5 protein-coding genes and 1 pseudogene are annotated in these 8,063 nt (G+C 31.6%); 5 read left to right on the forward strand and 1 reads right to left on the reverse strand.

What is annotated here, in order from left to right; genetic code table 11:
• Window positions 1–574, forward strand: a 574-nt coding sequence (locus LGK95_RS21355; RefSeq protein ID WP_449727683.1) for an elongation factor 1-alpha C-terminal domain-related protein, incomplete at its 5' end; no start/stop codon positions are given.
• Between the two features lie 60 nt (window positions 575–634).
• Here the strand turns inward: LGK95_RS21355 and LGK95_RS21360 are convergent.
• Window positions 635–817 (reverse strand): hypothetical protein, encoded by a 183-nt coding sequence (locus tag LGK95_RS21360; RefSeq protein ID WP_226126926.1) that lies wholly within the window; start codon window positions 815–817, stop codon window positions 635–637.
• A gap of 315 nt (window positions 818–1,132) precedes the next feature.
• Between LGK95_RS21360 and LGK95_RS21365 the strand changes: the two genes are divergently transcribed.
• The 4 genes and pseudogenes from LGK95_RS21365 to LGK95_RS22940 form a co-directional block, all read left to right on the forward strand.
• On the forward strand, window positions 1,133–2,833 hold the full coding sequence (locus LGK95_RS21365) for an ABC-ATPase domain-containing protein (protein ID WP_226126927.1): 1,701 nt from the start codon (window positions 1,133–1,135) through the stop codon (window positions 2,831–2,833).
• 60 nt (window positions 2,834–2,893) lie between these two features.
• Window positions 2,894–3,922 (forward strand): threonine aldolase family protein, encoded by a 1,029-nt coding sequence (locus tag LGK95_RS21370; protein ID WP_226126928.1) that lies wholly within the window; start codon window positions 2,894–2,896, stop codon window positions 3,920–3,922.
• A gap of 191 nt (window positions 3,923–4,113) precedes the next feature.
• Window positions 4,114–7,542, forward strand: coding sequence for a pyruvate carboxylase (locus LGK95_RS21375; RefSeq protein WP_226126929.1), 3,429 nt, complete (start codon window positions 4,114–4,116; stop codon window positions 7,540–7,542).
• A gap of 80 nt (window positions 7,543–7,622) precedes the next feature.
• Window positions 7,623–7,811, forward strand: a pseudogene (locus tag LGK95_RS22940) (SDR family oxidoreductase); the annotation flags it as partial.
• Window positions 7,812–8,063 lie beyond the last annotated feature (252 nt).

An 8,063-nucleotide genomic window follows, 5' to 3' on the forward strand; every position in this document is an offset into this window, starting at 1 on the left:
TGATGTTACTATTAGGACGAAGGAGAAAATATGCTTTGATAGATTTTCAGACAATCAGAATACTGGTAGATTTGTAATAGTAGATGGTTATGATGTAAGTGGTGGTGGAATAATTTCAGGCATTGTAGATCCAAATGGAGCTATTGTAACTAGTTTTAGTAAGGATAAAATTAAACTTCCAATTAACAGTTTCGACGAATATTATTTTGATATTAAAGCTTTAGAGATTAAGAAGGAATTAATAAAGGCTACTCAATATAAAATTGGAGATAATGTACCTTACTTTTCAGAAAGTTATAACTATACAAAGGATTTTGATGTAATAGCATTAAATGCTAGTCTTGTTGCTAAAATAAGAGCTGGCAAGCTAATTGATGTTATAGGAGTAGCAGATTATTCATATGAGGCTATAGTTATCATTAATGAAAAAGGCTTTGGAATAAATTTAAACTCAGAAGAAGATTTATCAACATACATTAATGAATATAAAAAAGTTATGAATGATAAGTTTGCAAATAAATGGTTGAATTTTATGAAATATAGAACTATACAATTTAGAAATAGTGCTGAATAAATACTAGAATAATAAAATAAAGTAAAAGGAGGGTGTCTACTCTCCATTTACTTTATTTTTTTAATATAATAAATGAATTATTAATGTCGCTTTGAACATGTTTTGAATCAATACAATTCTTTTAAGGCATGACTTATTTCTTATTTTTGAAATATTTCCTAAGAAATATGTTAATAAAAATCTATCTATTGGTTTGCTTGGAGCCTCTTTGGCTATAGATAGCCATTTCTCTTTTGTAAGCATCAATGTAGGATCTATAAGAACGTCAGCATCTCTACCTGTCAGTTCTTTAATTATTTTTGCACCTAGAATGTGTCATTTAGGAGGCAATAATAGTTGGTATATGGTAAATTCAAATAAAGACATTTATTTTTGTCGAATTTTGCATAATTGTTGATACAACAAATAAAGATGTGTATAATTAGTAATAGGTATATTAAAACAGAAAGATGTGAAATGAGATATTAAAAAGTTACTAAACAAAACAATTATTGTTTAGTAACTTATTTATATAATAGAGGAGAATAATACGTTTTAAAGAAATAAAGGGAGAGTCAAATGAAAAGTTATGAATTGTTAAAAAAAGAGTTAGAAAGAATTGATGGAAAAAGCTATAGAATGTATAAAGAACTTGCTGGAGAATATAATTTCGGAAGTTTTCTGCTTTGCATAGATCACGTACAGGGTGATCCTTTTGCATCGCCATCAAGAATTAGAGTAATAGTAAATCAGAACATAGCTAAATTTCCAAAAGAAATTTATGATAATAAAAATAAAAATACTGTAGTAGCAGATTACTTAACAAGAGAATTTCATTATAATATAAATAAGTGCTCCCAAAAGGTCAATGGATCTGGGAAGAGTGGATTAATAGCTATAAGTAAATGTCCACAGGAGATATTAAACAGAACTTCAGTAATTATAGATGAGGATAAAGTAGAAGCAAGATTTTATGTGGGATTTCCAGCAAGAGGAAGAAGTGTTTTATCAAGAGAACTTGAGAAAATTTTATATAACATTATTCCGAGCATAGTTGAAAATTCATTATTATATAAAAATATAAATCACGCAAAATTAGCAAGTAGAGTTGCCCTAGTTGAAGATCAAGAGTATATAAGGAGGGGGCTCGAATCTCGAGGACTTATTGCTTTTGTAGCTAATGGATCAATACTCCCTCGCGAGAGTGGCGTGTCTACAAAAGCATTAAGAGATTCCGTGGCGTTTGTTTCACCAAAAGAACTAGAAGTAGAATTTAATACAAAGAGTTACGGCACGATACGTGGTATGGGTATTAAAAAAGGCATAACTCTTATTGTAGGTGGAGGATATCATGGTAAATCTACATTATTAAAGGCTCTAGAGATTGGAGTTTATAATCATATAGAAGGTGATGGTAGAGAACTTGTTATAACTGATGGATCAGCTTTAAAAGTAAGGGCAGAAGATAGTAGATGCATAACTAAAACAGATATATCACTATTTATAAGTAACTTACCCAATGGGAAAGATACTGTAGAATTCTGTACTGAGAACGCAAGTGGTAGTACATCACAAGCGGCGAGTATTATAGAGGGAATAGAAAGTGGATCAAGGGTATTCTTAATAGATGAGGATACTTCAGCCACTAATTTCATGATGAGAGATGATTTAATGCAGAAGTTAGTTTCTAAGGAAAAGGAACCAATTACACCATTTATTGAAATAGTGGGACCAATGTATAAGCAAAAGGGTATTTCAACAGTAATTGTAGTAGGAAGCTCAGGAGACTTTTTTGATGTGGCAGATTCTGTTATTCAATTGGATAATTATGAGGTTAAGGATGTTACAAAAGAGGCTAAAAAGCTTAGTCTTGGTAATATTACAAAAAGAGTAAAGGATAGAGGTATAAAAATAGATATTGTTTTCAATAGAGTGATTAAAACTGGAAATATTGAAAGTAACGATAAAGGCATCAAAATTAAAGCAATAGGGTTAAATGTCCTAAGTATAAATAGAGAGGAAATAGATTTAAGAGCAGTTGAGCAAGTAGTAGATAATGAGCAATTAAATGCCATAGGCTTAATTATGAAGTGGGTCGAAGCGAGTATTATGAATAAAGGTTTAAACTTTGAAACCATGGTAGATAATATGCTTAATAAGATAGAAAAAAATGGATTAATATCAATGGATATGCTAAAAGGTGGAAATGGAAGTTTAGCCATGCCAAGAAAGCAAGAAATAATGGCAGCATACAATAGATATAGAAAGCTAAAAATGTAAAAGGTTTAACCTAATTGGATTTACAAATAAGCCAATGATAACGTAAGGAGAAGTAAAATTATGTATAGTTTTAAAAATGATTATAGTGAAGGAGCTCACCCCAATATATTGAAAGCCTTAATTGAATCAAATATGCAGCAGACAGACGGGTATGGCGAAGATAGATATTGCATGGCTGCTAAAAAGCTCTTAAAAGATAAATTAAAACGTAGCGATGTTGATATTCATATGTTTTGTGGGGGAACTCAAACAAACCTTACTGCTATTTCTGCTTTTTTAAGACCTCATGAAGCTGTTATTTCAGCAAATACAGGACATGTATTAGTTCATGAAACTGGTGCAATAGAAGCAACAGGACACAAAATAATATCAATTAAAGTAGGTGACGGGAAACTTAAGCCTAAACACATACAAATGGCAATAGATGAGCATACTGATGAGCACATGGTAAAGCCTAAATTGGTTTATATATCGAACCCTACAGAAATAGGTACTATATATAAAAAACAAGAGTTAGAAGATTTATATGCATATTGTACGAAAAGCAATATTTTATTATATATTGATGGGGCAAGACTAGGAGCTGCTTTATGTTCAAAAGAGAATGATATAGAGATTTCAGATCTGCCAAGACTTACTGACGCTTTTTATATAGGTGGAACCAAAAATGGCGCATTAATAGGGGAAGCATTTGTAATTTGTAAAGATTGTCTTAAGGAAGATTTCAGGTATTACATTAAACAAAAAGGTGGATTACTTGCAAAAGGAAGGTTAATTGGTATACAGTTTTTAGAACTATTTAAAAATGACATTTATTTTGACTTAGCAAAACATGCAAACAGCATGGCAGAGTCTTTAAAAATTGGTATAATCAAATATGGATATAAATTTTTAATTGATTCACCAACAAATCAAATATTTCCAATATTGCCAAATGAAATAATTGCAAGACTTCAAGAAAAGTACTCATTTTTCATATGGCAAAAAGTTGATAAGGATAATTCTGCTATTCGTTTAGTAACATCATGGGCTACAAAGGAAGAGGCTGTTAAGTCATTTATCGTTGACTTAAGATTAGTTAGCGAATAAGCAAAGTGGACGCTAAATTCAGCTTATCACTCTAAACTGTTGGTTAATAATATGAGTTTATTGCAATGACATGTTTATTTAATTGCATTTTAGCTGAAAATATTGTATTCTATTGAATAATGATTAATGAAAAATAAAATGAATTTAAGATTATAGATTAGAGATCAAAGGTTATACAGGGGGTAATGAAAGTGAGAAAATTTAAAAGAGTACTAGTGGCAAACAGAGGTGAAATTGCAATAAGAGTTTTTAGGGCTTGTAATGAGCTTGGGATTCGTACGGTTGCAATTTATTCTAATGAGGACAAATATTCACTATTTAAGACTAAGGCAGATGAAGCCTATCTTATAGGGAAAAACAGAAGTCCTGTTGCGGCATATTTAAACATTGAGGAGATAATTAGTATTGCACTTAAAAAAGGAGTAGATGCCATTCATCCAGGGTATGGGTTCTTATCGGAGAACCCAGAGTTTGCAATAAAGTGTGCGAAAGCAGGCATTGAATTTATTGGACCTACTGCGGAAATGATGGATAAACTTGGAGATAAAATTAAATCTAAAATTGTTGCAAATGCAGTAGGAGTTCCTACTATACCTGGAGATAAAAAAGAAGTTGAAACAATAGACGAGGCAAGGATATTAGCAAAAAAATGTGGATATCCTGTTATGCTAAAGGCAGTTGCTGGTGGCGGTGGACGCGGCATGAGAATTGTACGAGACGCAAGCGAATTAGCATCCTCTTATTTAAGCGCTAAAAGTGAAGCAAAAAAAGCTTTTGGTATCGATCATCTTTATGTAGAAAAATATCTTGAAAAAGCTAAACATATAGAAGTACAGGTTCTTGGAGATAAATTTGGTAATATTGTTCATTTGCATGAAAGAGATTGTTCTATTCAAAGAAGGCATCAAAAGGTTGTAGAGTATACTCCTGCTTTTTCAATATCACAGGAGAAAAGAGACGAAATTTGCAATGATGCACTAAAGATAGCTAAATCAGTAAATTATAGAAGTGCTGGAACATTAGAATTTTTAGTAGATATTCATGGAAATCATTATTTTATAGAAATGAATCCTAGAATTCAAGTTGAACATACTGTTACAGAAATGGTAACAGGTATTGATATAGTACAAAGTCAAATTTTAATAGCACAAGATTATGCATTAGATTCTGCAGAAATTGGAATTAACTCTCAAGAAGATGTTAAGGTTAATGGCTATTCTATACAGTGCCGTATAACAACAGAGGATCCTTCTAATAATTTTGCACCTGATACTGGCAAAATAGAAGAATACAGAACAGGTTCTGGTTTTGGAATAAGACTAGATGGTGGTAATGGTTTTGCAGGTGCAGTAATTAGCCCATATTATGATAGTCTTCTAGTAAAAAATATATCTTTTTCTAGAACCTTTAAAGATGCAATAAAGAAGTCTATAAGAGCTATTGAGGAAACTAGAATTACAGGAGTAAAGACTAATATAGGTTTTTTAATTAATGTATTAAATCATCCTACTTTTTTGAAGGGTGAATGTAATACAAGTTTTATTGAAGAAAATCCTGAATTGATATCTATTACACCTCAGGCAGATGAAGAAAATAGAGTCTTAAAATTCATTGGGGAAAAAATGGTCAATGAAACAAATGGTATTAAAAAGCTATATGATGTACCAGTAGTTCCAAAAATCATAATGCCAAATAAACTTAGTGGGACAAAACAAATATTAGATCTCCAGGGTACAGAAGGGCTTTTAAAGTGGATTAAAAATGAAAATAAATTACTACTAACGGATACAACAATGAGAGATGCTCAACAATCATTAATGGCAACTAGAGTGAGAACAAAGGACATGTTAAAGATAGCAACTGCTACCTCTGTTTATGGAACAGATTTGTTTTCTCTTGAGATGTGGGGAGGCGCTACTTTTGATGTAGCATATAGATTTTTAAATGAATCTCCTTGGGAGAGACTAACACAACTTAGAAAGAAAATTCCTAATGTACTTTTTCAGATGCTTATACGTGGAGCGAATGCAGTAGGTTATAAAAATTATCCTGACAATATAGTTCGTGAATTTATTAAAGAATCTGCAAATACTGGTGTTGATGTGTTTAGAATATTTGATTCTCTAAACTGGCTTAAAGGAATGGAAACTTCAATAGACGAGGTTATTAAAAGTGGTAAGGTTGCAGAAGCTTGTATTTGTTATACAGGTGATATACTAAATGATAAAAAAAATAAATATAATTTGGACTATTATATAAAGCTTGCAAAGGAAATTGAAAAAACAGGAGCTCATATATTAGGTATAAAAGATATGTCAGCATTGCTTAAGCCTCATGCTGCATTTAAGCTAGTTAATGCCTTAAAGCAAGAGGTAGGAATGCCTATTCATCTTCATACTCATGATACTACAGGAAACGGGGTTGCTACAGTTTTGATGGCGGCTCAAGCAGGCGTTGACATTGTAGATACTGCATTTAACAGTATGTCAGGACTTACAAGTCAACCAGCCTTAAACTCAGTTGTTGCAGCACTTGAAAATACTGACAGAGATACTGGAATAGACCTTAAAGGGATTCAGGGGATTTCAGATTATTGGGATGCTGTAAGGCCAGTTTATGACCAATTTAAATCAGATTTGAATTCTGGTTCAGCTGAAATTTATAGATATGAAATTCCAGGAGGCCAATATTCTAATCTTAAACCACAGGTAGAGAGTTTCGGTCTTGGACATAAATTTAATGAAATTAAAGAAATGTATAAAGAGGTAAACGACATGGTAGGGGATATTGTAAAGGTAACTCCATCATCTAAGATGGTTGGAGATTTTGCAATATTTATGGTTCAAAATGATCTTACACCAGAAAATATATTTGAAAAAGCAATTAAAATGTCTTTCCCAGATTCCGTTGTATCATACTTTAAAGGAATGATGGGTCAACCAATGGGAGGATTTCCGCAGAAACTACAGAAACTAGTTTTAAAGGGTGAGGAACCAATTACATGTAGACCTGGTGAATTGCTTCCTGCTGAGGACTTTGGTAAGATAGAGAAACACTTAATAGAAAAGTTTAATATTACTCCAGATAAAAAAGATATACTAAGCTATGCATTATACCCTGATGTATTCGATGGCTATATCAAATACATTCAGGAGTACGGAGATTTAAGCAGAATAGGAAGTGATATTTTCTTCCACGGACTAAATCAGGGTGAAACCTGTGAGGCTGAAGTTGCTGATGGAAAAACTCATATGATTAAGTTGCTTCACATTAGTAAGTTGGATTTAGAAGGTAACAAAGTTCTTGTTTTTGAGGTTGATGGAAATAGAAGAGAAATAAAAGTTAAAGACCGAAACAACAAGGTTGTGCAAGATTTTGCAATATCAGAAATGGCAGATCCTTCAAATGTTTTAGAGGTTGGATCTCCTATACCAGGAACTGTTTTATCAATTCTTGTAGCAAAAGGAGATAAAGTAACTGAAAATCAACAATTAATGGTAGTTGAGGCTATGAAGATGGAGACTAGGGTAATTGCTTCGGCTTCAGGTGTTATAGAATCAATTAATGTTAAGGAAGGGCAACAGGTAAAGGCTGGAGAATTACTAATAAATTTAAAATAAAATAAGATACAATGTATCCTAAATAAAAAAGATAGTAAAAACTTAAATAAGTTTTTACTATCTTTTTTAGCATTATTAAAAGTATTATAAATACTTTGCCTATAACTGTATACAAAGGTAATAAGATATCTATTGATTACTCAGCAACGAAAGGAGCGATTGTAAGCTTTACTTCATCACTTACACTATAGGTATCAAGAGGTAATGTAGTCGCTCCTGGTCCTATATGGATGAATCTTCAACAATCAAGCTATAGGGTAGAGTATATTACCCCCTTGAATTAGATATCCCTATGAAACGTTAACTTAATAATTTAATTTTAAGAGTTAAAAAAATAGTATTGTATTACTAAAATGTATATGTTAATATGTAATAAGTAAAGAAAAAGAAAAGGTTTTCTATAAAAATCTTATAATGATTTATTTGAATTGGTGTACTTGTAAAAGTACTTATTAATTTATAAAAATAGAAAAGGTTTTCTAAAGAAAGGTTGATGATTTAAATGGCAGAATTAAGATGGA

It is taken from the genome of Clostridium algoriphilum (assembly GCF_020443705.1).
GTDB classification, from domain to species: domain Bacteria; phylum Bacillota; class Clostridia; order Clostridiales; family Clostridiaceae; genus Clostridium_AD; species Clostridium_AD algoriphilum.